At 59.9% G+C, this 20,393-nt stretch carries 21 protein-coding genes; 8 read left to right on the top strand and 13 right to left on the bottom strand.

The genetic code is table 11. From position 1 onward, the window contains the following. The first annotated feature begins 1 nt into the window (after position 1). The 4 genes from ACILSR_RS18975 (at position 2) to ACILSR_RS18990 (ending at position 3,197) form a co-directional block, all read left to right on the top strand. Positions 2–358 (top strand): TfoX/Sxy family protein, encoded by a 357-nt coding sequence (locus ACILSR_RS18975; RefSeq protein WP_395751373.1) that lies wholly within the window; start codon positions 2–4, stop codon positions 356–358. Next, positions 355–1,455 carry a 23S rRNA (adenine(2503)-C(2))-methyltransferase RlmN gene (gene rlmN, locus ACILSR_RS18980; protein ID WP_395751374.1) on the top strand — a complete coding sequence of 367 codons (1,101 nt, stop codon included), beginning with the start codon at positions 355–357 and terminating at the stop codon, positions 1,453–1,455. Before ACILSR_RS18975 ends, rlmN begins: the two co-directional genes overlap by 4 nt. A gap of 207 nt (positions 1,456–1,662) precedes the next feature. Beyond that, positions 1,663–2,124, top strand: coding sequence for a cupin domain-containing protein (locus ACILSR_RS18985; protein ID WP_395751375.1), 462 nt, complete (start codon positions 1,663–1,665; stop codon positions 2,122–2,124). 176 nt (positions 2,125–2,300) lie between these two features. Continuing rightward, on the top strand, positions 2,301–3,197 hold the full coding sequence (locus ACILSR_RS18990) for a class I SAM-dependent methyltransferase (RefSeq protein ID WP_395751376.1): 897 nt from the start codon (positions 2,301–2,303) through the stop codon (positions 3,195–3,197). Between the two features lie 290 nt (positions 3,198–3,487). Here the strand turns inward: ACILSR_RS18990 and ACILSR_RS18995 are convergent, their stop codons facing one another. The 5 genes from ACILSR_RS18995 to ACILSR_RS19015 form a co-directional block, all read right to left on the bottom strand. Continuing rightward, complete coding sequence (locus ACILSR_RS18995; RefSeq protein WP_395751377.1) at positions 3,488–4,138, bottom strand: SGNH/GDSL hydrolase family protein; 651 nt, start codon at positions 4,136–4,138, stop codon at positions 3,488–3,490. Between the two features lie 5 nt (positions 4,139–4,143). Next, complete coding sequence (locus tag ACILSR_RS19000) at positions 4,144–4,356, bottom strand: hypothetical protein (protein WP_395751378.1); 213 nt, start codon at positions 4,354–4,356, stop codon at positions 4,144–4,146. 95 nt (positions 4,357–4,451) lie between these two features. Then, the gene (locus ACILSR_RS19005; protein WP_395751379.1) at positions 4,452–5,228 is read right to left on the bottom strand and encodes a hypothetical protein; all 777 of its coding nucleotides are present in this window, start codon (positions 5,226–5,228) and stop codon (positions 4,452–4,454) included. Between the two features lie 15 nt (positions 5,229–5,243). Continuing rightward, positions 5,244–5,777, bottom strand: a complete 534-nt coding sequence (locus tag ACILSR_RS19010) for a SelL-related redox protein (protein WP_395751380.1) — start codon at positions 5,775–5,777, stop codon at positions 5,244–5,246. 42 nt (positions 5,778–5,819) lie between these two features. Continuing rightward, complete coding sequence (locus ACILSR_RS19015; RefSeq protein ID WP_395751381.1) at positions 5,820–5,978, bottom strand: hypothetical protein; 159 nt, start codon at positions 5,976–5,978, stop codon at positions 5,820–5,822. Between the two features lie 98 nt (positions 5,979–6,076). Here ACILSR_RS19015 and ACILSR_RS19020 point away from each other — a divergent pair, with 98 nt between their 5' ends. Further along, positions 6,077–6,535 (top strand): DUF5069 domain-containing protein, encoded by a 459-nt coding sequence (locus ACILSR_RS19020; RefSeq protein WP_395751382.1) that lies wholly within the window; start codon positions 6,077–6,079, stop codon positions 6,533–6,535. 25 nt (positions 6,536–6,560) lie between these two features. Here ACILSR_RS19020 and ACILSR_RS19025 read toward each other — a convergent pair whose 3' ends face one another. After that, complete coding sequence (locus tag ACILSR_RS19025) at positions 6,561–7,487, bottom strand: NADP-dependent oxidoreductase (protein WP_395751383.1); 927 nt, start codon at positions 7,485–7,487, stop codon at positions 6,561–6,563. Positions 7,488–7,504: 17 nt separating this feature from the next. Continuing rightward, positions 7,505–8,260, bottom strand: coding sequence for a 3-oxoacyl-ACP reductase family protein (locus ACILSR_RS19030; RefSeq protein ID WP_395751384.1), 756 nt, complete (start codon positions 8,258–8,260; stop codon positions 7,505–7,507). Positions 8,261–8,412: 152 nt separating this feature from the next. On the opposite strand from ACILSR_RS19030, the gene ACILSR_RS19035 reads away from it, so the two are divergent. Next, a complete protein-coding gene (locus tag ACILSR_RS19035; RefSeq protein ID WP_395751385.1) occupies positions 8,413–9,330 on the top strand; it encodes a LysR family transcriptional regulator in 918 nt (305 codons plus the stop codon). Positions 9,331–9,584: 254 nt separating this feature from the next. Here the strand turns inward: ACILSR_RS19035 and ACILSR_RS19040 are convergent, their stop codons facing one another. After that, the gene (locus ACILSR_RS19040; protein ID WP_395751386.1) at positions 9,585–10,604 is read right to left on the bottom strand and encodes a methyltransferase; all 1,020 of its coding nucleotides are present in this window, start codon (positions 10,602–10,604) and stop codon (positions 9,585–9,587) included. 122 nt (positions 10,605–10,726) lie between these two features. On the opposite strand from ACILSR_RS19040, the gene ACILSR_RS19045 reads away from it, so the two are divergent. After that, positions 10,727–11,743, top strand: coding sequence for a fatty acid desaturase (locus ACILSR_RS19045; protein WP_395751387.1), 1,017 nt, complete (start codon positions 10,727–10,729; stop codon positions 11,741–11,743). A gap of 38 nt (positions 11,744–11,781) precedes the next feature. Here the strand turns inward: ACILSR_RS19045 and ACILSR_RS19050 are convergent, their stop codons facing one another. The 3 genes from ACILSR_RS19050 to rpsO form a co-directional block, all read right to left on the bottom strand. After that, complete coding sequence (locus ACILSR_RS19050; RefSeq protein ID WP_395751388.1) at positions 11,782–12,372, bottom strand: hypothetical protein; 591 nt, start codon at positions 12,370–12,372, stop codon at positions 11,782–11,784. 100 nt (positions 12,373–12,472) lie between these two features. After that, on the bottom strand, positions 12,473–14,623 hold the full coding sequence (locus ACILSR_RS19055; RefSeq protein ID WP_395751389.1) for a polyribonucleotide nucleotidyltransferase: 2,151 nt from the start codon (positions 14,621–14,623) through the stop codon (positions 12,473–12,475). Positions 14,624–14,802: 179 nt separating this feature from the next. Further along, on the bottom strand, positions 14,803–15,063 hold the full coding sequence (rpsO, locus tag ACILSR_RS19060) for a 30S ribosomal protein S15 (protein WP_395751390.1): 261 nt from the start codon (positions 15,061–15,063) through the stop codon (positions 14,803–14,805). Positions 15,064–15,397: 334 nt separating this feature from the next. Here rpsO and leuB point away from each other — a divergent pair, with 334 nt between their 5' ends. Next, positions 15,398–16,504: a 3-isopropylmalate dehydrogenase gene (leuB, locus tag ACILSR_RS19065; protein ID WP_395751391.1), complete on the top strand. Its 1,107-nt coding sequence runs from the start codon at positions 15,398–15,400 to the stop codon at positions 16,502–16,504. Positions 16,505–16,595: 91 nt separating this feature from the next. On the opposite strand, the gene ACILSR_RS19070 is transcribed toward leuB, so the two are convergent. Both ACILSR_RS19070 and ACILSR_RS19075 read right to left on the bottom strand, forming a co-directional pair. Next, on the bottom strand, positions 16,596–17,552 hold the full coding sequence (locus tag ACILSR_RS19070; protein WP_395751392.1) for a D-2-hydroxyacid dehydrogenase: 957 nt from the start codon (positions 17,550–17,552) through the stop codon (positions 16,596–16,598). A 40-nt stretch (positions 17,553–17,592) separates the two neighbouring features. Then, the gene (locus ACILSR_RS19075) at positions 17,593–20,100 is read right to left on the bottom strand and encodes a VWA domain-containing protein (protein WP_395751393.1); all 2,508 of its coding nucleotides are present in this window, start codon (positions 20,098–20,100) and stop codon (positions 17,593–17,595) included. Between the last annotated feature and the right edge of the window lie 293 nt (positions 20,101–20,393).

Raw genomic sequence — 20,393 nt, forward strand, 5'->3', positions numbered from 1 at the left:
CATGCCCTACGACACCGCACTTGCGGACCGCATCACCGATCTGCTGACCGCCCGGCGCCTTCGCTTTGCAACGAAGGCGATGATGGGAGGGCTGTGCTTCATGGTGAATGACAAGATGTGCCTGGGTGTGACACAGGCACGCCTGATGGTGCGACTGGATCCCGAAGTGGAGGCGGAGGCACTGAAGCGCAAGGGCTGCAAGCCGATGGATTTCACTGGCAGGCCAATGAAGGGCTACGTCTTTGTGCACCCGGAAGGGTATGACGCGGAGGCGGATCTGCTATACTGGGTGGGGCTGGCGCTGGCATTCAATCCGAAGGCAAAGGCTTCGAAGAAAAGCAAACCTGCCGGGAAATGAGCCTGCCGAACAGACATGCAGTATTGTGCACGCTACCTGACCTCTCAGTGGAGGAGCTGGGGGTGTGGATGGAGGAGCAGGGATTTAAGGCAGGGCATGCGGCGAGGGTGCTGCGAGATCTGCTGGAGGTGCATGGAGACAAACGTGGGCCGAGGCCGGGGATGCTTCTGCCTGCGGAGCTGAAGGAGAAGCTGCGAGGTGCGTTTGCAAATGAGGCAGCGAGCCTGGCGATGCGGCAGGTGTCTGAGGACGGAACGACGAAGCTGCTGCTGCGCATGCAGGATGGGCGTACAGTGGAGTCTGTGCTGATGCCGGACTATCATGCGGAGAGGGCGGCGGGCTGCATTTCGAGCCAGGTGGGCTGCGCGATGGGATGTGATTTTTGCGCGACGACGCAGACGGGGTTTGAGAGGAATTTGACCTCGGGAGAAATCGTGGAGCAGTTCATTCAGCTCAGGCGGGAGGCGCGAGCTGGAGGGCGGACACTGAGGACAATTGTGTTCATGGGGATGGGTGAACCGATGCTGAACCTGAAGAACGTGCTGGCGGCAGTGAGGCGGATTGCGGATCCGAAGCTGGGTGCGTTCGGGTGGAGGCAGATCACGATTTCCACTGTGGGGATTGTGCCGGGCATTGATGAACTGCGGGAGGCGAACCTGGGGGTGCATCTGGCGCTGTCTCTGCATGCGCCGGATGATGCGACGCGGGCGGATCTGCTGCCGATGGGGAAACGATTTGATGTGGAGGATGTGCTGGCGGCGGTGGATCGCTATCAAGAGAGCAGCGGGAGGATCACAACGATTCAGTATTGCCTGCTGGATGGTGTGAATGATTCGCTGGCGCAGGCGCGTGACCTTTCGCGGCTGCTGGATGGGAGGCGGATGCACGTGAACCTGCTGCGGTACAATGCGACGGGACTGAGCCTGCGCGGGCGGACGTATGCTCCGAGCTGCGTGGAGAAGACGGAAGCGTTTCTGACGGAGCTGCGCGCGCATGGGACGGTGGCGCATCTGCGGCGGGCCCGGGGACCGGACATTGATGCGGCGTGCGGACAGCTGAGAAGGCGAGAGGCGGCGGGAATCTCGATGACGACTTAAAGTTGTTAAGTGAAAGAGACACGGATTTAACAACGCCAGAGATTAGAAGTCCGCAGAGAAATCCTTCTGAATCTGCGCTCCCAAAGACGATTTCAAATTCAGGATTCATAACGCGAATGGCCACGGAGATCCGCGACTTTTCAAGAATGATCAAATCAGGCAATTTTGGTGGAACAGCCTAGTTTAGTGAATTTGAATGACGATTGTATGAATCCTGTGGAAGGCTATCACCTCATCACTCCGAGTGATCTCACGTGGCGTTTGTCGAATCTGATGAAGATTCCGAATGCGGATTTTCTCGAGCGCACTGGCAGCGAGAACATGGGAGCACGATTGTGGCGCATGCCGCCGAAGAGCGCGAACACGCTGCACAAGCACCTGCGAGCGGAGGAGTTTTATTTTGTACTCGAAGGCACGGGGAAGCTGCGCGTGGGAGAGGAGACGCTGACGGTGCCGAAGCATGGCGGGGTGCTGGTGGGACCGGATCAACTGCGGCAGGTGTTTAACGACACGGATGAGGAGGTGTTGTGGCTGATCATTGGCGCACCGGAGGAGGTGGAGTTTTTGCCGGGGGCGACGACGAAGCCCGACATGACGCTGATTTATCCGAGGGATCCGAAGGAACTGCCAAAGGAGCTGGACGGGGTGGAGTGGCCGCCGCGAGGCTAAGGAGCAAATGAATCATCGACCCATGCGGCGTGCCTTCGTGCGGTGAAGCGGCGTTGATGCGAGATGGGAGAGCCCTGAGCGGCCGACTCTGATTGCCACGCACTGGATTCTGAGGCAGGAGTGATGGAGTGAACTTCCCCCCTGCCCCGCGTCCCGCCTCAACATCCGTAATCTGGATGACACAACCCCAGTGCCGAGTGATTGAGGCAGCGGGTACGAATGCTCATCGGCTGGCGTCGGGGCCTGGAGGATGGGTGGAGAGGCTGGGGGATGATGTGATCGTCTCGTATAAAAGTGATGGAGCGCGCGATGAGATGATGGCGGGGCTGGATGCCTGGTGCATGAAGGCGGAGTGGCGGCCGGCGCGGATTTTCCATCGCTTCATGCCGATCAAGAATGCGGACCGCATCTGCCCCGTGCTGCACAGCGGGGATGCGGCGCTGCCGCTGACGACGGTGGTCACGGAGGCGGGGATCCGCTATGGTCTGGACATTGGCGCGAGCTACAGTCACGGGCTGTTTTTGGATCAGCGGCTGAACCGCGCTAAGCTGCAGGCGCTGAAGCCGAAGCGGGTGCTGAACACGTTTGCGTATACGTGCAGCTTTTCAGTGGTGGCGGCGCTGGCGGGAGCGGAGACGGTGAGCGTGGATCTCTCGCGCAAGTCGCTGGATCGCGGCAGAGAGAATCTGAAACTGAATGGAATTGATGAGAGCATACACCGCTTCATCGCGGATGACACGTTGGAGGTGCTGGCGCAGCAGGCGGGCAAGGGGGAGAGGTTTGACGCGATCGTTCTTGATCCCCCGACTTTTTCACGAAGCAAGAGCGGGCGGCGCTGGCAGGTAGAGGATCATTTTGAGGATCTGCTGAATGCGGCACTGGAAGTGGCCGCGCCGAAGTGTGCGATCCTGCTTTCGACGAACTGCACGAAGCTGGACCCGGCGACGCTGGAGCGGCGCGCGCGATGGTGTGCAAAAATCAAGCGCCGGGCGGCGGAGTATATGGGCCTCGGTGCGCCGGTGGATTTTCCGGCGGGACATGGGGCGAGCACGTTGTGGATGATGGTGCGGTGAGGAGACGTGGAACGACTCTGCGCCGGTGCGGTGCAGAGACAGAGCAGTAAAATTTCCCGGAGTTTTGACCTGCCGCAGCACAAGAGTCGCTGAATGGACACTGAGAGGCGTGGTGATTTGGACCAACTCTCAAAAACCTTGTCACATTGCCCGGGCGGCGGAGCGGCCCCATTGGCTGCGTTAGTCGCTTGCCTGTTATTCTTCAATAGCAGGCGGCGCTCCCGCCTTGCCACTGGGGCCGCTGCGCTCGCCGGTTCAATATGACAATCTTTTCGAGGTGGCTGATTTGATTAACGGAGTGCTTTTAATCTCGGCGCGAGCACTTTGGCAATGGCGGTGTTTCCTGCGGCATCGGGATGGACGCCGTCTTTGAGGAGGGATGAATCTGGCACGGTGCCGAAGAGGCTGACGAACTGGCTTTTTGTCTCGGCGGCGAGTTTTTCGAAAGCGGAGTTGAGCTCGCGAAGCCTGGCTTCGCGTTCGTTGGCGATGGGCTTGGTGGGGCCGAGGGCGGCTTTGTTGATGTTGGAGGGACCGACGAGTAGGATGGGGAGAGCGGGGCCGTAGGTGGTGCGTGCTTTTTCGATCATGGCCTTCAAGTTCGCGACGGCTTTGGGGACGCATTGCGGGGTGATGTCGCGAGAGTCATTCATGCCGAGGGCGATGACGAGGGCGTCTGCCTTGGGATGACGCGAGAGCATGGCATCGAACTCGGGGAGTGAATGAGTGGGACGGCCACCTTTGCCTTCATTGATCAAGGTGAGTGTGCCGGAGGACTGCTGCTGAATCTGGGTGAGCCAGAGGAGGGAGCGCTCGGCCTGGGGGAGTGCGCCACCGGCGGTGATGGAATCGCCAAAGAGGATGATGGTGCGGGGAGGCGGGGTGGTTTGAGCGAACAGGCTCAGACTCAACGCGAGAAAGATGAGGAGGATGCGGGGCATGAAGATCAAACGGTGCGGACGAAGAACTGCCCGAAAAAACAAAAGGCACCAATGGCGAGGTGGCAGCAGCAGGTGGTGTAAAACGGACCCGGGCTGTCGGCGCGACGTATGATGCCTGCACGGCCGAGCGTGGCGCCGAGAAGAAGGCCGATGCCGCCAGCAGCGAGCATGAAGAGGCCGAAGTTTGCGGCCAGTTGCACGTTTTCAGGAGATGCCATGAGGTACGATCAGTGCAGGTGGCCTGCGGTGGCAACCGGAAAGTTGACCGAAGCAGAGCGGGCGAAGTGAGTGCGGAAGGACCGCAAAAGGCGCGTTATTTTTTACCGAGCCATTCCACGCTGAGGATCTGCTGGATCTCCATTTTGCCGCCGGCTTCGGGGATGTTCTCGATGGATTTTTTCCAGGTGACGCGGCATTTCCGGCCGAAGTAGGGCTTGGGATTGTCGATGACCTTGCTCACCGTGGCGTCGGGTTTCAGGATGAAGAAGGAGGCTTCTTCGCCTGCTTTTGTTTTCATGTTCCAATGAGCGTAATCGCCTTCTTCAATGGCGGTGAAGGTGCCTTCGGTGATCTCGGCGGCGGGGGCCTTGGCGGTGGATGAGGAGGCCTTTTTCAATGCGTCCACGAAGGCGGCGCAGCGCGTGGTGTAAAGTTCGGTGGTGGCGGCGTAGTCTTCGCCGTGAAAAACGGGCGCGGGTTTTTCGGTGGTGAGCCATTTGAAGATGCTGCCGTCTTTGAAGTAGAGGCGCTCGAACACGCCCTGGCCCTTCCCACCGTCAGCGGGCTTGATCGCGAAATGATTAAACACGAAGAGCGGCTGGCCGTTTTCCAGGTAGTACTCTGCGCCATAACCGCCCTTGGGGCTGGACAGTGCGAGGATCTTTTTTACCTCGCCGTTTTGAAGCCAGCCGGTGAGAGCGAAGGTGGTGGAATCGATCTTGTGAGTGGTGGAGACTTTGGTGAAGGATGCCTCGTTTTTATTGATCTGATCGTAAACCGCGCGGTGGTGGGCGGTGTCCTTGGACGACTCCTCCGCGAATGCGGTGATCGTGAGCAGGGCGAGAGTGGTGATGAGGGAAGTGAATTTCATGCGGGGGCAGAATGTTTATGCTGCCTGCAGAGGAGTGGCGAGAGCGATGTAGTCGGGACGGTCTGAAGCGTCGCGGTAGGTGTGGCTTTTGACGACCTTGCTGTGATGGAGGAGGAATGCGCCGGGAAGCTGGAGGGGATCTCCTTTTATTTTACCAGGGAGGTGGCCCGCCAAAGTGGATTTGATCCAGGCAGCGAGAACGCGATGGCCGATGAGTTGCATGAGGCGGCCGCGTTTGAGGCCGAGGCCTTTGTAGAGGGTGCAGTGAGGATCTTCCACTGCGGGAACGTCTGCGAGCCCGTAGCGTGCGGCGAAGGAGGCGAAGCCTTCGGCGGTGCTCATGTGGCCAAGGACGATGCGAGTGCCAGAGGCCTCGATCTGACGGCGCAGGCGCGCGATGTCCGACATGGCATTTCGGCAGAAGGAGCAGCCTTCATGACGCAGGAGCACGAGGAGGACGGGCGAATTCTCTGAGAGCTCCGCGAGTGATTCCCCGGTGCTGGTGCGCGTGCGGTCCAGCAACGAAGAAATGGCGGAGGATGTTCTCATTGAACGGATGATGCGGGCCTGCAGCCACAGGCTTGTGTTGTTTTATTTTCCGTCCGCCTTTTTCTCCGCCGGCTTTTTTTCGGGGGGCTTGGCAGCGGGCCTGGGGCCTGAAACGGGGATGAAATTCTGGCCACCGGACCAGCGGTCTGCCTTGGTCTTGAAGGGGCGGGGGGAACGGTTGTTGATCTTCTGACTGCGCATGAGGACCGATATATTTATAATTGGGCGGATTGCAAAGAGTGCTTGTGAAGCAGGTGTTGCTTGAACAAAGGGCGGGGGCTGTGGAAGATCGGGGCATCATGGCACTCCCCTTCCCCACTCTCATTCCCGGACTCCGCAGCCCGTACGATCAAGTGAACGGCCTGGTGTACTTCGGCCGGATGCTGGACAAGATCCGGCTGAACGCAGCAGGCAAGCTTCCGGAAGGCTGGCAGCCTATGCGTGGCAATGCGAAAGGGAGCTTTGACTGGCGCTGCTGTGAGTTTTTGAAAATTAATTATGCGGCTCTGGAGGCAGAAACGCTGAAAGGAGGCAGCGATGAAAGCCTGCTGGCCTGGGCTTATGCGAACGGACGCCAGCCCACGGAACAGGAGATCGAAGTGTGGAACGGATTCATGACCAAGCGTGGCTGGCGGGATGCCGGCACGCAGCGGCTGAATGAGCGACTGGAAGAAATCGGCCTGCCGCCGGGGACTGTGGAGACGATGTTTGAGTATATTGAGATTGATGAAGGGCGGCTGACACCGGGTGCGAAATGATGCAGCGTCAGGAAGCCATAGCTGGCTAAATGATCCGCAGCACCGTCTTGCCATGCCTGGCACCGGAAGTTGCGGCAAGCCATGCGTGATGCACGTGCTCCAGAGGACAAGTGCCGGCGATATGCACGTGAAGCTCTCGCGCGTCCAGCCGTCTGCCGATTTCGGCGAGCTGAGCGCCATCCGCACGGACGAGCAGGAAGGCAGAATGCACGCGCGGGTCTGAAGAGCCTGCGCTGGAGGCGGCGATGGTGACAAGACGACCGCCAGACCTGAGCACACGCCAGGAACGCTCCAAGGTCTCTCCGCCCACCGTGTCAAAAACGACATCGATGCCGCCGGTGAGTTCCTCGAACGGCGTGGAGCGGGAGTCGATCACTTCATCCGCGCCAAGCGACCGCACGAACGGCGCGTTTGCACCTGAGGCCGTGGCAACGACATGAGCCCCCAGGCCTTTGGCCATTTGCACGGCAAAGTGGCCCACGCCGCCGGCTGCACCGTGAATGAGGACGCGATCTCCGCGCTGGAGGCTGGCTTTTTCAAAGAGTGCCTGCCAGGCAGTGAGGGCGGAGATGGGGACCGCTGAAGCATGCGCGTGATCGAGTGATGCGGGCTTGCGTGCAATCATGGTCGCGGAGGCCACGACGTATTCGGCCTGGGCGCCGTTGGTGAACCAGTCGTTGAGGCCATAGACCTCGTCTCCGGCCTGAAAATCCGACACATCCGCGCCGAGGGATTCAATGACGCCGGAGAACTCGTGACCGAGAACGATGGGAAACGGACGCGCGGCACCGGATGCGAGATGAAAGGTGGGATACCAGTCGAGCTCGCTCGGGGTGATGGCGGTGGCATGAACTTTGACGAGGGCCTCTCCGGCCTTCGGAGAGGGTTTGGCTAGGGTGCCAAGTTCCAAAGCTTCGGCACCGGCCTGGCGAGTGAGATAGGCAGCTTTCATGATGCCAGTGGTGGAATTTAGGCGGCGAAACCACCGTCAATGGTGAGACTGGAGCCGGTGACAAAGCCAGCCTCTGCGCTGGCGAGGTAGGAGACCATGGCGGCGATCTCATCGACATGGCCGTAGCGTGGCATGGCCATGAGACCTTTGAGGGTTTCAGCAAAGGGGCCGCTGGCGGGATTCATGTCAGTGTCCACGGGGCCGGGCTGGACGTTGTTGATGGTGATGCCGCGGGGGCCGAGATCGCGGGCAAGACCTTTGACGAGGCCGACGAGGGCGGACTTGCTCATGGCATAGACACCGCCGCCAGCGAAGGGCATGCGGTCGGCATTGGTGCTGCCGATATTGATGATGCGGCCGCCTTCCTTCATGTGCTTTGCAGCCTCCTGCGCCGCGACGAACACGGAGCGGACATTGATGGCAACGGAGCGATCGAAGTCGGCAAGCGTGAACTGGTCCAATGGTGCGACGGAGAGATAGCCGGCGTTGTTTACCAGGATATCGATGCCGCCGAAGGTTTTGACGGTCTGAGCGACAGCCTGGACGGTGGCCTCGGCATCGGTTGCATCTGCCTTGATGGCGAAAGCCCTGCCGCCCGCTGACGTGATGGACTGTACGACTTCCTCCGCCTTTTCAGGCGAGGAGCTGTAAGTGATGGCCACGGCAGCGCCCTCGGAGGCGAGGCGATGAGCGATGGCGGCTCCGATGCCACGGGATGCGCCGGTGACGAGCGCTGTTTTGCCAGCCAGTTTGAGGGTGTTGTTCGTATTCATGATGTTTGTTTCTCCTGCTTGTTTTATTCGTTGGTTTTAAGGTGTGCGATGAACTCTTCGTCCATCTGGTGGCAGTGATAATGCGGGGAGAGAGTTCCGCCCAATACCGCGTTCCTTGCGCAGCGATGCTTTTCAGGCATGATGGATTTTGCATGGAACTGCGACATCTGAGATACTTTGCGGCGGTGGCGGAGGTGATGAACTTCACCAAGGCCGCGGCAAGGCTGCGTGTGGCGCAGCCTTCCCTGAGCAGACAGGTGCAGGACCTGGAAGATGAGATAGGAGTGGATCTGCTAAAGCGCAGCCCGCGCGGAGTGACACTGACGGCGGAGGGGAAACTCTTTCTGGCGGAAACGCTGGAGACGCTGAAGCGGGTGGATGAGTCTGTGGAGAAGGTGCGCGCACTGGCACGCGGTGAGTATGGGGAACTGCACATCGGCTATGCGCCCTCGCCGACGGTGGAGGTGCTGCCGCCGGCGCTGGCGGCCTTTCGCTACGCCGCGCCGGGGGTGAAGGTGGTGCTGCATGACCTGGCCGGAGATGAACTTTGTGAAGGACTGCACCGAGGCAGGCTGGAGATCGCGGTGATGATCCAACCGAGTGCGGAGTCTGGTGCGGGCCTGGAGTTTGAAGAGCTGAAGAGCTACCCGTACTATGTGGCGATGGCGCCGGGACACGCTCTGTCTAAACTGAAGAGCGTGACGGTGGAGCGGGTGGCTACAGAACCGCTGGTGGGGCTGCGCCGTCTCGATTACTCCGAGTATTACCGGATTTTAGACGGCATCTTTGCTCCTCACGGTGTGCGCCCGCGCATCGCGGTCGAGTGCGATGGCGCAAGCACGTTGATCGCCGAGATCGAAGTGGGCCGAGGCATCGGCGTGGTCAGCGAAGTTTTTCAACGTGCCGCGGGCAGGCGGCTTGTTTACAGGCGCATCTCCAACTCAGAGGAAGTCCAACGAGTGGGCATCGTCCGTGCGCAGAAAGGTGACGTGACACCGGCGGGGGAGAAGTTCTGCGAAATCCTGCGGAAGATCTCAGCGAAGGAGGAGGGTAAGACGAAGAGGAGGTGATTGTGCGTCGGTGAGGCTGAGAACGGAGAAGAGGGCGCGACCGACGCTTGCGAAGAAGATGAGTCTCCCCTCACCCCCGGCCCTCTCCACGAAGAGAAAATTTGATGTTATCGTTTTCCAGGGGCGGGGAGAGGGAGAGTCGCGCTGCTCCCTAACTAAGTCATTCGGACACGCAATGATGTAAGTGTTCTGGAACGGAGAGCTCTTTTTTTCGCAGGAACAAAGGTGCTTTGCTTCTTGGAACTGACGATTGATCACGCTGTGGCGATGACGGCGCTTTGCACGGTGGGTGGCAGGGGGTGGAGTGAGGCGTCGCTGAAGCCTGCGTCGGTGAGCATCTGCTGATACTCGGAGAAGGTGTAGGCGTCTCCTTCCGGAGTGGTGCCGAGCATGACGAGGCTGAAGCTGGCGGCGGGAGGTGGAGTGACGCGGTCTTCATTGGGCACGAATTCCACGATGACCACTTTGCCACCGGGACGCAGAGCGGTGTGCGCGCGCTTGAGGAAGGTTGTGCATTCTGCGGCGGTAAAGTGATGGAGGAAATTGGGCACGAGGACGACATCGTAGTCGCTGCCGAGATCGACGGTGAAGGCGTCTCCGGAGATGGTGCTGAAGCGAGATGCGAGGCCTGCGGCCGTGGCGTTTTCTTTGGTGACCGTGAGCACGGCTTCCCAGTCGAGAGCGACGAGATGGGTGCGTGGATTTTTGAGCGCGACGGCGATGCCATAAGCGCCGTGGCTGGCGGAGATATCGAGGACGCGGGTGTCGCGGGAGGGATCGAGGGTGATGAGCTCGGCAGTGCCCTGCGAGGTGGGAATCATCATGGGGCCCATGGCGCGGGCGAATTCGATCCAGGCGGGATGATCCGGTGCGGTGGTGCCCTGCTCGGTGGTGTGAAGGCGGCCGAGGCGGATGGTGGAGGCGAGATCGCTGAAGGCTTCCGTCAAGCCGGGGGCGAGGAGAAATTTTACGGCAGCGCCGAAATAGGCAGGAGATTTTTGATCGAGGAAGGCAGCGGAAGATGGGGTGAGGGCGTATTGCGAGCCGGTCTTGGTGAGGAAGCCGAGGATGGTCATGTTATCGGCGAGGATGCGGATGCCGCGCTCGGGGCACTGACAGAGGGTGGCAATCTCCGCTGCGGTGGCGGGCGTACTGCCGATGGCGGTGAAGAGGCCGAGATCGATGGCTGCTTTCAGCGCGGCTGATTTCTGAAAGGCATTGATCGTTTCGAAGAAAAGCTGGGGAGAGGGGGCGGTGGTGGCTGGGTCGGACATGATGCGAGGAGTAAGCGAAAGGGTGGATGATGGCGAGGCCAAGGTGGAACGAGAAAGACGAAGGCTAAATAAAGATTTAGTGGCTGTGAGGGGTGATACAAGCTCACATCTATGATCTGATTATGCACCGCCACGTTCTTTTCTGCCTTTTGCCTCAGGCGTTGTTTGTGATGCTGGCCCTGGGTGTGTGGGGCGGCGGATGGTGGCTGCTGCTGCCGATTGTGTTTTTACAGGTGGTGCTGCCGGCGCTGGACTGGATCACAGGCTGGCAGGATGACGGGCACTATGAGAAGAAGGATTTTACGGCGATACAACTGGCGGTACTGCACTGGAACACACGGCTGTATGCGGTGTTTTACATGGCAGCGGTGGTGTGGCTGGCGATGAACTTGGAGCGCTTTAATGCGATGGAGATTGGGATGCTGATCGCCTCGGCGAGCCTGCTGGGAGGGATCGGTTTTGGAGCGGCGCACGAGCTGCTGCATGGGAAGGAAGCGCTGGATCAGATCGCGCAAAGAGTACTGACGACGTTTTTATTCTACCCGCATTACAAGCTGATCCACATCCGCAGCCATCATGTGCACGCGGGAACGGAACATGATGAAAACACGGCGTGGCTGAACGAGGGCATTTACTCGTACATTTTTCGCACGATTCCGGGGAGCATGATTCGCTGCTGGAAGATGGAGGCCAGCCGGTGCGGGGGCAACGGGCTGCTGAAGAACAAGATGTTTGGGTATGCCATGGGGCAGGTGGCGCTGCTGCTGATCCTGTTTTTAATTTCAGGGCTGAACGGGATGCTGTTTTATCTGGCCCACGTCCTGGGGGCGCACATCGTGCTGGAGTCGGTGAACTACATCCAGCATTACGGACTGATGCGGCAGAAACAGAACGGTGAGTATGAGAAGACGGGCGCGGAGCATTCGTGGGACACGTACCACTTTTTCTCCAGCTACGTGACTTTCCGGGTGGGGCATCATTCGTATCATCACATCGCAGTGAAGCCGTACTACCTACTGAATCCCGAACCCACGGCACCGAAGCTGCCGGTGGGTTATTTCTGGGCGATCGCGATGGTGCTGATGCCGCCGTGGTGGAGGAGTGTGATCAATCCGAAGCTGAAGGTGGCGGGGGCGTGAGCCGCTGCTCTTTTCAGAAAGTAAAGACTGGATCAAGCTCACTCTTCATAGGGATCAATGCCCAATATCTTTTTGCTTTCTTCACGGGAGAGCTCGCGTTGTTCGACGTAAAACTCCCGCGACAAGAATTCGACGAATTTCTGACTTCTCCCGCCATTGTTCAAGGGCTTCTGCATCGACGACTTTGAGCTAAAAATCACCATTGCCTCGACATCCCACCCGGAGGGCACCTTGCGTTCTCGAATCAACTTGGCCGCCTCTTCGGTACTTACTCTGCTGAGAATTTCAGGAGGGGTCTGAATGGCTTCGACCTCTTTTGCGGCAGCGATGACGACGTCTTGAAGTCTTTTGTACTGATCGTCGCTCATGTTTTTTTTCTCCGCCTTAATGTCGGATCGATAGAATACCGGACCGTCTGGTTTTTCGCGAGAGAGCTCGATGGTCACACCATAAATTTGACCATAATCGGTCATGAGCGCCTGAGTGATATGAACTTCAGTCCAAGGACTGGACAAAAAGGCTTCCACTTGCACAACAAAGCTTTTCTTATCTTCAGCATTTGTATCTGTGCCAAGCAAGAGGCTTGCGATGACAAACAGCCAAAGCGGCAATGATCGGACCGAATACATGGCACTATTTTAACAGGTCCACTTTTTCTGAACCAACAAAAAAGAGGCCGCTTTGCAGCGGCCTCTTCGTGGGGGTTTTTAAGTTTTGGCGGGTGAGGGCTTAGCCGACGTCTTCGGCAGGAGCTGCGCCTTCGGCTTTGGCGGCGGCGTCCTTTTCCTTCATGGCGGCCTTGCGGCTCATCTTGATGCGGCCTTTGTCGTCGATGCCAATGCACTTGGCGGAGACGATGTCGCCGGTCTTGACGACGTCTTCGGTCTTGTTGACGCGGAAGTCGGCGAGCTCGCTGATGTGGATGAGGCCGTCCTTCTTGCCACCGAGGTTCATGAAGGCACCGAAGTTGGTCGTGCTGACGACTTTGCCAGTGTAGATTTTGCCGACTTCGATTTCCTGGGAGGTGCCGCTGATCATCTCGACCGCGCGCTCGATGCCTTCCTTGCGGGAAGCATAGACGTACACCGTGCCGTCGTCTTCGATGCTGATCTCAGCACCGGACTCGGCCTGGATGGCCTTGATGTTCTTGCCGCCAGGGCCGATGAGCTCACCGATCTTGTCAGGGTTGATCTTGATGATCTCGATGCGCGGGGCGTAGGGGCTGAGAGGCTTCACTTCTGCGATGGCCTGGGCCATGGCGGAGAGGACCTGAGTGCGGCCGTCCTTGGCCTTGACGATGGCTTCCTCGAGGATGCTCAGAGGGATGCCGGGAAGCTTGAGGTCAAGCTGGTAGCCGGTGACGCCTTCGGAGGTACCGCAAAGCTTGAAGTCCATATCGCCGAAGTGGTCTTCGCTGCCGATGATGTCGAGCATCGTGAGGTAGCGCTTCATGTTGTCGCCTTCGAATTCGGTGACGAGGCCGACGCTGATACCACCGACGGGGCGCTTGATCGGCACGCCTGCGTCGAGGAGGGCCATGACGCCGGAGCACACGGAGGCCATGGAGGTGGAGCCGTTGGACTCCATGACTTCACTGCTGACGCGGATGGCGTAGGGGAAGGTTTCCTTCGGCGGAATGACCGGCTCGATGGAGCGCTCTGCGAGGGCACCGTGGCCGATTTCACGGCGGTTCTGACCACCGAAGCGGCCGGTCTCACCGACGGAGAACGGAGGGAAGTTGTAGTGAAGGATGAAGCGCTTGGAGTCAGGGCCACCGGCGTAGGTGTCCATTTCCTGGGCTTCATCAGCAGGAGCGAGAGTGGCGATGGAGAGAGCCATCGTTTCGCCACGGGTGAAGCTGGCGGAGCCGTGGGTGCGGGGAAGCACGGAGGCTTCGCCGGAAAGCTGGCGGAGCTGGTCGATGCCGCGGCCGTCGCAACGGTTCTTCTTGTCGAGGATGGAGATGCGGAAGGCTTTCTTCTGGAGGTAGTCGAAGGCCTGGCTGATTTCGAAGCCGGTAGCTTCGGGGAACTTGGCCTTGATGGCGGTTTCCACTTCGTCCTTGAGGGCGCCGACGGCTTTGCCACGGGCGACTTTGGAAGGGGTGTAGAGAGCGCTTTCGATGCGGTCGCCAGCGACGGCGTAAGCGATTTCGAGAAGCTCATCTTTGACGAGCATGAGAGGAACTTCGCGCTTGGCCTTGCCGGCGAGCTTGGTGAGTTCTTCCTGGGCGACGACGATCTTGGCGACTTCGGCCTGGGCGAAGTGGAGGGCTTTGACGAATTCCACTTCTGGGAGTTCGTTGGCAGCGCCTTCGATCATGACGACTTCGGTCTTGCTGCCGACGTACACGAGATCGAGGTCGCTGTCGAGGCGCTGGCTCTGGGTGGGGTTCACGATGAACTCACCATTGATGCGACCGATGCGGACGGCACCGACGGGGCCTGCGAACGGGATGTCTGAGACGCAAAGAGCGGCGGAAGCGCCGTTCATGGCGCAGATATCCGGATCGTTTTCACCGTCAGCGCTGAGGAGGATGGCGACGACCTGGGTGTCGTAGTAGTAGCCTTTCGGGAAGAGCGGACGCAAAGGGCGGTCCGTCATGCGGCAGGTAAGGATTTCCTTTTCCGTAGGGCGGCCTTCGCGCTTGAAGTAACCGCCGGGGAAGCGGCCTGCTGCGGAGGCTTTTTCCTTGTACTCAACGGAGAGGGGGAAGAAGTCCTGGCCGTCCTTCACTTTCGTGGCGGAGACGGCGGTGACGAGGACGATGGTATCGCCGAGACGCACGGTAACGGCGCCATCAGCAAGCTTGGCAAACTTGCCGGTTTCGATTTCGAGGGAACCAGCACCGAGCTGGATTTTTTGGGTATGGATGGCCATAGGTTGGCAGTGTGTGTTGTTTGGTTTGGGTGAAATTGAATAGATTCCGGGCTTGGGCCCGGCGGGGGTACGGCAATGCGCACCATGCAGCATGAACATCGGCTTTGCCGACATGCGTGTAGAAGCCTGCTACAGAAAAAAGGGGCGATGCACGTGGCATCACCCCTCGTAAAATTCTGTTAGCGGCGGAGGCCGAGGCTCTTGAGCAGCTTCAGGTAGCGCTCGTTGGCCGTCAGCTTGAGATAGTCAAGCAGCTTGCGACGACGTGCGACCATTTGAAGGAGGCCGCGACGTGTGGAGTGATCCTTCTCATGCTTCGCAAGGTGCTGCGTGAGATCGTTGATTCGCTTCGTCAAGAGAGACACCTGGACATCGGCGCTGCCGGTGTCTTTTTCGTGGATCTTGAAGGAGGTGGAATCGATGGTGGTTGCTTCGCTCATGGTTCGTTAGAATGGCCGGACAACTTGTCAGGCGGTGTGAATTCTGGGATGTGGGGCCGCGAAGGAACCATAGATGGTGTTTTTGGCAAGGGAGAATTTGAGGGAAAAGGGGGAAGTTTGCAGTGGTTGGCGGTTGTTTGCGATTGTTGGCAGTGGTGAGCCAGAGATGGGGAGTTTACGGTTGTTTACAGTGGTTGACGATTGTTGACGGTGGTTGGGCGGAAACTGAGGGGAGTAGCGAGGCGATTTTTGGAATTTTCATAATTTGGGGTGGGGACTTGCCAGGGGGGGGATTTGGATGCAGTTAAGGCCCCCCTTCCCTACCTACCTATTTATGTCACGTACGTACAAACTCGCAGTCCTCCCCGGAGATGGCATCGGCCCTGAAGTTATGGCTGAGGCGCTCAAAGTTCTTGATGCCGTTGCGGCCCGCTCCGGACTTTCTTTCTCTTACAATCATCAACTGGTGGGTGGCGCGGCGATCGATGCGGTGGGCAAGGCGCTGCCGGCGGAGACGGTGGCGGCCTGTGAGGCGAGCGATGCGATTTTGTTTGGCTCCGTGGGCGGGCCGAAGTGGGAGAAGCTGCCGCCGAACGAGCAGCCGGAACGCGGCGCGCTGCTGCCGCTGCGCAAGCACTTTGGGCTCTTTGCGAACCTGCGCCCGGGCATCTGCTACCCTGCGCTGACCTCCTCCTCGCCGATCCGCCCGGATCTGGTGGAAGGTGGTTTTGATGTGCTGTGCGTGCGTGAACTGACGGGTGGCATGTACTTTGGCCAGCCGAAGAGTCGCACGACGCTGCCGGACGGCGACATCGAGGTGATCGACACGATGGTTTATAAGAAGAGCGAGATCGTGCGGATCGCGCATGTGGCGTTCAAGGCTGCGCAACTGCGCCGCAAGCATGTAACGAGCGTGGACAAGGCGAATGTGCTGACGAACTCCGTGCTGTGGCGCGAGACGATGGTGGAAGTGGCGAAGGAGTACCCGGATGTGACGCTGGCCCACCTGTATGTGGACAATGCGGCGATGCAGCTGATCAAGGCCCCACGCAGCTTTGACGTGCTGGTAACGGAGAACCTGTTTGGCGACATTCTGAGTGATGAGATGGCGATGATCGCGGGATCGCTGGGCATGCTGGCGAGTGCGAGCCTGGGCAAGCCGAAGGGCGACGGGCTCTACTTTGGTCTGTTTGAGCCTTCCGGCGGCACGGCTCCGGACATCGCGGGCATGGGCATCGCGAATCCGATCGCGCAGATTCTTTCGGTGGCGCTGCTGCTGCGTTTCGCGCTGGGCCTGGAGAAGGAAGCGGCGAGCATTGAAGCGGCGGTGAAGAAGGTCATCGATGACGGTCTGCGCACCGGGGACATCTTCAGCGGGGCTCCTGGCACGAAGAAGGTGAACACGAAGGAGATCGGCGAGGCGGTGATTGCGGCGCTGTAATCTCGGCAAATGCTCATAAACTCAAAACGCACCGGTGGGCAGTTCGCCCCCGGTGCGTTTTTGCAGGTGGAGATTACACTGGTTCTTCAACTCACCCGTTCACCACATTGACCGGCTTGCCTGCGAGGAAGGCTTGCAGGTTGGCGGCGGTGATGTCGATGAGGCGGGAGCGGGATTCGCGGCTGGCCCAGGCGACGTGAGGGGTGATGACGGCGTTTTTGGCGGTAAGGAGCGGGTTGCCGGCTTTGGCGGGTTCGACGGAGAGGACGTCGAGTCCGGCACCGGCGATGCGGCCTTCGTTGAGGGCCTCAGCGAGGGCGGGTTCATCGACGAGGGGGCCGCGGCCGGTGTTGATGATCATGGCGGTGGGCTTCATGAGGGCGAGGGTGCGTTCGCCGACGAGGTGCTTGGTGGCATCGGTGAGGGGGCAGTGGAGGCTGATGACATCGGACTGGCGGAAGATGTCGTCGATCTCAGCGGCGGTGACGCCAGCGGGTGGTGGCTCTTTCCAGGTGCGTTTGGAGGCGAGGACTTTCATGCCGAAGGCGACGGCGATGCGAGCGACGGCGCTGCCGATTTCGCCATAACCGATGATGCCGAGGGTGCGGCCGGAGAGCTCGATGATGGGGTGATCGTAGTAGCAGAAGTCGGGGCATTTGACCCAGCCGCCGGCTTCCACGCTTTTTGATGCGTGGCCGACGTGATTGGTCATTTCCAGCATGAGGGCGATGACATGTTGGGCGACGGCGGGGGTGCTGTAACCGGGGACATTGGTGACGATGATGCCACGCTCTTTGGCGGCGACGACATCGACCACGTTGAAGCCGGTGGCGGTGACGCCGATGTATTTGAGATCGGGGAGGGCGGCGATGATTTCGCGGGTGAGCGGGGCTTTGTTGGTGATGACGATCTCGGCACCAGAGCAGCGGGCCACGGTTTGATCGAGCGGGGTGCGGGCGTACACTTCACAAGGGGCGATGGCTTCGAGAGGCTGCCAGGAGAGGTCGCCGGGGTTTGCGGTGTGGGCGTCGAGAAGAACGATTTTCATGAGAGCCGCACCCTATGGCGACGAATTGGCGGTGCTCCACTCAAATTCGACGGAGCAGGATGCCGCCGAGGAGCATGCCGAGGGCGCTCCAGGCGAACCAGTGGCCGACGGGCTGAAGCTGCTTTGCGGGTGAGAGTCCGGCGGTGATGGTGGCGGTGTCGTATTTGGCGAGGGCGGCGAGGCTATCCGGTGTTTTGCCATTGAGGCGATATTCGGCGGGATAGGGAGCGTGGTAGTGTTTTACCTCGAGCTTGTCGTGATCGCGGTCGTGCATGCGGAGGCTGAGGTGCTTGCGGGTGCCGATGGGGATGCGGGCCTCGTAGCGGCCAAGGCCGGTTTCGCGGATGGACACGTCTTGGGTGTTGCCATTTTCGTCGAGGGACTGGGCGGCCCAATGGATGCCGGAAACAGGTGCGCCATCTTCACCGCGGCGGTCGATTTTCATGATCCATGCGCCGTCGCGGATTTCGCCGCGTGACTCCATGCCTTCGACGTCTGCCTTGCGCAGTGCGCCGCGCAGGACCTGTGCCCAGAAGCGGCCGCAGCCGTCCCATGCGAGCCATTCGCCGCCCCAGACTTCGGTAAGATCTCCGGTGTAGGCGAGACCGATGCCGAGGCCGAAGCGGCCGACGGCGAGGAGGGGATCGCCATTCTCCGCACCGAGGAGGACCTGGGCGGCGGGCTTGGCTTCGGTCATGACGTAGCCGAGGACGACGGGGAGGCCCGCGGATTCGTAACCGGCAAGCATGGGGTGCTCGGTGATGCCGATGTGGGTGAAGACGCCTTCCTGCACGGCGCTCTTCGATGCCTGGGTGGTTTCCTTGGTGAAGATCTGCGGGAGGGTGGCGGGGTCGTTGCTTTCGTAATAGCGCCCCTTCCCTGCTTCGGCGATTTGCGCGAGGAGTTCGCGGGCAGCGCCTTCGCCGAGACCGACGGTGGAGACGGTGACGCCACTGTCCACGAGTTGCTGCACGAGGCCCATGTGGTCGGCTTCCTGGGTTTGACCATCGGTGAGGCAGATCATGTGCTTCACTTTGGCGGTGGTGCGCTCGAGCATGTCCTTGGCGGCGACCATGCCGGTGTACATGAAGGTGCCGCCACCTTCTGCGATGGAATCGATGGCGGCCTGAATGGTGCCCTGCTGGGAGGCGGGGGTCATTTCGCAGATGATCTGGGCCTCGCCATCGAATGCGACTACGGCGATCTGATCCTGGGGGCCGAGAAGTTCGGCGGCGCTCTTGGCGGCCTGGCGTGCCATTTGCAATGGAAGGCCGGACATGGAGCCGCTTTTGTCGATGACCAAGGCCATGGCGAGGGAGGGCTTTTCTTTTTCTTTTTCGAAGCGTGAGACGAGCGGGAGGACTTCTTCGACGGGGGATTTGTAGTAGCCGCCGAGGCCGAAGCTGTTTTCGCTGCCGGTCATGAAGAGACCACCGCCGAAGTCGGAGACATAGCTGCGCAGCAGGCTCATCTGGCGCGGGGTCATGTCGGTGGCGGAAATGTTGGCGAGCACGATGGCATCGAAGGAGAGCATGTCTTCCATGCCTTCGGGGAGGCCGCGCTTGCCGCGGAGATCGACATCGAAGTCCTGCTCTTTGAGCGAGCGGATGAAGGGGCGCATTTTTTTCTCGTCCTGATGGATGACGAGGATGCGGGGCTTGCCACGGACGGTGATGGTGGTGGTGGCTTGGTTGTTGATGGGAAAGTGATCGCGCTCGGGAATGATCTCGGCGCTCCAAACGCTGGGGCCGGGAGTGGTCATCTCGGTATCGAACCAGACTTTGGCGTCTTCGCCGGGCTTGAGGGCGACGGTTATTTCCTGAACGGCGACGCCTTTATTCAGCAGGCGCACACGGGCGTTCATGGGCTGATTGGCGATGACGCGTGCGGTGAGGCGGAGGACTTCGCCGTGGAAGGCGAAGGGGGAGGTGCTCTCAAGAGCGACTAGGGCGGCCTCGGGTTCGCTGAGGGTTTTGAGGGTTGCGAATTTCACGTCCACGCCTTCACGGCGTAGTTGTTCCAGAGCAGAGTCCACGCCGGACTCGGTGTCGATGCCATCGCTGAAGATGATGAGGCGCTTGGCTTTGCCTGCGGGAAAGGCGAGGCGGGCGGCGAGCAAGGAATCGCCGAGGCGCGTATGGGAGCGGAAGGCATCATCGGCGACGCCTTTGGTCCAGTCGTCGAGCATCTTGGTGAGGGCGGGGAGCTTTTTGTCGCGCAGGCCATTGGCCATGGCGAAGAGCGAATGGGTGTCCTGCGGACGCAGGGCTTTGATGCCAGCGTCGATTTGTTTGAGGGCGTCTTTGGCGGACTCGAGATCGATGGACTGGGAGACATCGACGAGGAAGACGACGTGGGCTTCGTCTGACTCTTCGCCTGCATAGGGCTGGCAGAGGGCGAGAGCGAGGAGCACGACGCCGAGAATGCGCAGGATGAAGGAGGTGAGTTTGAGGCCGCTGGGGCGGTCAACGAGGGAGCGCCAGTAGCCGTAGCCTGCGACTGAGAGCAGGAGGAGCCAGAGGAGAGGGGTGAAGGTGGTGAAGCTCATGGCTGGCGCACCTCCGGCGTGTTGGCTTGATCACCGGCTTTCAGCGGCATGCGGGTGGCATACGGCGGCGTAATGCGGAGCACAGGTTTCGCGGCGGCGCTGACTCGGTATCGGAATACCGAGCTACATTGCCGCTGGGCTAGCCGGTCACGCCACTCACAAGGTGAGCCGAAAGGGAAATGGTACCCGGCTTGTCTTGAGGATCCAACAAGTGCCTGCGTCTGTACTCGGCGTAGAGCTTCGCGTTCTCCGGATGGTTGCGCTCCATCTGGGAGAGAAACTCCAGATAGGTA

Origin of the sequence: Prosthecobacter sp. (genome assembly GCF_044222565.1) — a bacterium.
Lineage (GTDB): Bacteria > Verrucomicrobiota > Verrucomicrobiia > Verrucomicrobiales > Verrucomicrobiaceae > Prosthecobacter.

What these genes read in the sequence shown, in the direction of transcription:
- ACILSR_RS18985 (WP_395751375.1), top strand. Translation starts at nt 1,663, where the DNA reads ATGAATCCTGTGGAAGGCTATCACCTCATCACTCCGAGTGATCTCACG.
- leuB (WP_395751391.1), top strand. Translation starts at nt 15,398, where the DNA reads ATGTCACGTACGTACAAACTCGCAGTCCTCCCCGGAGATGGCATCGGC.
- ACILSR_RS19075 (WP_395751393.1), bottom strand. Translation starts at nt 20,100, where the DNA reads ATGAGCTTCACCACCTTCACCCCTCTCCTCTGGCTCCTCCTGCTCTCA.
- ACILSR_RS19045 (WP_395751387.1), top strand. Translation starts at nt 10,727, where the DNA reads ATGCACCGCCACGTTCTTTTCTGCCTTTTGCCTCAGGCGTTGTTTGTG.
- ACILSR_RS19010 (WP_395751380.1), bottom strand. Translation starts at nt 5,777, where the DNA reads ATGAGAACATCCTCCGCCATTTCTTCGTTGCTGGACCGCACGCGCACC.
- ACILSR_RS18975 (WP_395751373.1), top strand. Translation starts at nt 2, where the DNA reads ATGCCCTACGACACCGCACTTGCGGACCGCATCACCGATCTGCTGACC.
- ACILSR_RS19055 (WP_395751389.1), bottom strand. Translation starts at nt 14,623, where the DNA reads ATGGCCATCCATACCCAAAAAATCCAGCTCGGTGCTGGTTCCCTCGAA.
- ACILSR_RS19030 (WP_395751384.1), bottom strand. Translation starts at nt 8,260, where the DNA reads ATGAATACGAACAACACCCTCAAACTGGCTGGCAAAACAGCGCTCGTC.
- ACILSR_RS19020 (WP_395751382.1), top strand. Translation starts at nt 6,077, where the DNA reads ATGGCACTCCCCTTCCCCACTCTCATTCCCGGACTCCGCAGCCCGTAC.
- ACILSR_RS19040 (WP_395751386.1), bottom strand. Translation starts at nt 10,604, where the DNA reads ATGTCCGACCCAGCCACCACCGCCCCCTCTCCCCAGCTTTTCTTCGAA.
- ACILSR_RS19005 (WP_395751379.1), bottom strand. Translation starts at nt 5,228, where the DNA reads ATGAAATTCACTTCCCTCATCACCACTCTCGCCCTGCTCACGATCACC.
- rlmN (WP_395751374.1), top strand. Translation starts at nt 355, where the DNA reads ATGAGCCTGCCGAACAGACATGCAGTATTGTGCACGCTACCTGACCTC.
- ACILSR_RS19000 (WP_395751378.1), bottom strand. Translation starts at nt 4,356, where the DNA reads ATGGCATCTCCTGAAAACGTGCAACTGGCCGCAAACTTCGGCCTCTTC.
- ACILSR_RS18995 (WP_395751377.1), bottom strand. Translation starts at nt 4,138, where the DNA reads ATGCCCCGCATCCTCCTCATCTTTCTCGCGTTGAGTCTGAGCCTGTTC.
- ACILSR_RS18990 (WP_395751376.1), top strand. Translation starts at nt 2,301, where the DNA reads ATGACACAACCCCAGTGCCGAGTGATTGAGGCAGCGGGTACGAATGCT.
- ACILSR_RS19035 (WP_395751385.1), top strand. Translation starts at nt 8,413, where the DNA reads ATGGAACTGCGACATCTGAGATACTTTGCGGCGGTGGCGGAGGTGATG.
- ACILSR_RS19015 (WP_395751381.1), bottom strand. Translation starts at nt 5,978, where the DNA reads ATGCGCAGTCAGAAGATCAACAACCGTTCCCCCCGCCCCTTCAAGACC.
- ACILSR_RS19070 (WP_395751392.1), bottom strand. Translation starts at nt 17,552, where the DNA reads ATGAAAATCGTTCTTCTCGACGCCCACACCGCAAACCCCGGCGACCTC.
- ACILSR_RS19050 (WP_395751388.1), bottom strand. Translation starts at nt 12,372, where the DNA reads ATGTATTCGGTCCGATCATTGCCGCTTTGGCTGTTTGTCATCGCAAGC.
- ACILSR_RS19025 (WP_395751383.1), bottom strand. Translation starts at nt 7,487, where the DNA reads ATGAAAGCTGCCTATCTCACTCGCCAGGCCGGTGCCGAAGCTTTGGAA.
- rpsO (WP_395751390.1), bottom strand. Translation starts at nt 15,063, where the DNA reads ATGAGCGAAGCAACCACCATCGATTCCACCTCCTTCAAGATCCACGAA.